At 67.5% G+C, this 2,024-nt stretch carries 2 protein-coding genes; both read right to left on the bottom strand.

What is annotated here, in order from left to right:
* Nucleotides 1-146: 146 nt before the first annotated feature.
* Nucleotides 147-332, bottom strand: coding sequence for an alpha/beta fold hydrolase (locus tag CGZ93_RS18470; RefSeq protein ID WP_141211204.1), 186 nt, complete (start codon nucleotides 330-332; stop codon nucleotides 147-149).
* 158 nt (nucleotides 333-490) lie between these two features.
* On the bottom strand, nucleotides 491-1,816 hold the full coding sequence (locus CGZ93_RS12690) for an NAD(P)/FAD-dependent oxidoreductase (RefSeq protein WP_229117426.1): 1,326 nt from the start codon (nucleotides 1,814-1,816) through the stop codon (nucleotides 491-493).
* Nucleotides 1,817-2,024 lie beyond the last annotated feature (208 nt).

The raw sequence follows: 2,024 nt of genomic DNA, 5'->3' as shown, positions 1-2,024 counted from the left end.
TGCGCCGCGACTCGCTCTGCACGATCCCCAAGGCGAGCAGCCCGCAGCACGTGCGCGACAACGCCACAGCACTGGACGTGGAGCTGACCCGCGAAGACCTGGATGCTCTGGACCGTGCGTTTCCGCCTCCGAGCGGACCGCGACCACTAGAAATGCTGTGACCCTGCCCAAGGGCGCAGCCCGGTCGGTCCGGGCAGCGCTCCGGACGGCTCCGGGGCCGGCGACTCGCCGAAGCCGGGCAGGTCGATGGCGATGCACCGGTGGGTGCACTCGAGCAGCGGGATCACGTGGTGAAACGTTACCGACGAGGAGGCGATATCGTGCAGCAGCACTGTCGGACCCCTCGCCGCGTTCCTCGGCGATGTGCAGCGCCGGCATGCGGCGAAACCACCTCATCCGACGCAACGTCGAGCGGAACTCGCCCGCTACGCCCGCATGGGCCACCGGAGGATCCGCGGGTTCTCCGGTGGCTGCCGGGTTCGGGGCGGCGTCAGGTGTCCCTGGATGTCGGAGCTCCTGCGTGCACCCGACTGTGACGACCCTCGTTCAGGTACTCGTGGATCTGCCGGACTACACTGGCGCCCTCACCCACAGCCGAGGTCATTCGCCTCACAGACCCGTGCCGCACATCGCCGATAGCGAAGACCCCGGGGATGGTGGTCTCCAAGGAGAAGCGGGGGCTTCCTTCCGTCCGCGCGCCGGCCAGCTCCGCCTCCGTGCCGGTGAGGATGTACCCGTCGGGATCGCGTGCCACATCGACCTTCAATCCCGTCGTCGCCGGTACGGCGCCGATGAAGACGAACACGTGCCCCACGCGGAGCTTCTCCAGCACGTCACCGTGACGGACTGTGACCGCTTCCAAACGGTTGCCGCCGTGTGCTTCCACGACCTCCGAGGACAGCAGCACGTTGATACGGGGGTGCTGTTGGATCTGGTCCACCAGGTATCTGGACATTTCCGCTCCCAGGTCCTCGCCGCGCACCACAAGGTGCACACGGGAGGACGTGCGGGCAAGAAACAGTGCGGCCTGGCCGGCGGAGTTGCCGCCGCCGACAACAGCGACAGGTGTGTCTACGCACATCCGCGCTTCCTGCGCTGTTGCCGCGTAGAACACGTTCGAGGTCTGGAACCGGTCCAGCCCTGCGGCGGGAAGCGAGCGGTATCGCACCCCGTTGGCAAGGACCACCACATCTGAGGTGACCTCCCTGCCATCTTCGAAGATCACCCGGAAGCGGTCCTCATCCTCCACGACCTCCTGGACCGTGGTCGGGATGTCCAACGTGGCACCGAACTTGCGCACTTGCAGGAGGCTGCGGTCGGCGAGCTCAGCGCCGGAGATTCCGGCAGGAAACCCCAGATAGTTCTCGATCTTCGCTGACGTTCCCGCCTGCCCGCCGGTGGCGACCTTGTCGCACAGGTAGACCGACAACCCATCGGAGGCTGCGTACACCGCCGCGGCAAGACCAGCCGGCCCAGCGCCGACGACCACCACATCGCAGGTGGCCGGCGGGGCGGGCGGGCGCATCCCCAACTCTTCGGCAAGCCGTGCCGGGGTGGCACCCCGGACGGTGCGTGAGCCGCCGAGGATCACCAGCGGGAAGTCGGCGACGGTGGCGCCGAGCTGGCGGACCAGCCCCTCCGCTTTCTCGTCCTTATCCAGGTCCACCAGCCGGTGGGGCAGCCGGTTTCGTGCGACGAAGTCCAGCAGTTCCCGGGTCTGCGGGGAGAAGCAGGAGCCGACGATCCGCAGGCCCGCTCCCGCCCCGATGGCCAGGGAGCGGCGGATGAGGTAGGCCCGCAGGATGATCTCACCCAACAGCGGGTCCGAGGTGACGATGGCCTCCAGCTATCGACGGGCACCTCCACCACCTCGGCTCCGCCGATGGCGGAGACGAATAGGTCAAGTCCCGCCAAGTGGTGTAACTGTTGGTGATCCTTCGGGGCGGGGTTAGCTGGCGAGTGCGGGCGTGGTCTCCTGTTCGGGCTGGTTGGTGATGAGGTTGAGCCGGCTCTTGGCGAGGATT

It is taken from the genome of Enemella dayhoffiae (assembly GCF_002250625.1).
In the GTDB taxonomy this organism is placed as follows: domain Bacteria; phylum Actinomycetota; class Actinomycetes; order Propionibacteriales; family Propionibacteriaceae; genus Enemella; species Enemella dayhoffiae.
Note: the sequence above shows the minus strand (reverse complement) of the source record. Positions and strands in the feature narration are given on the sequence as shown.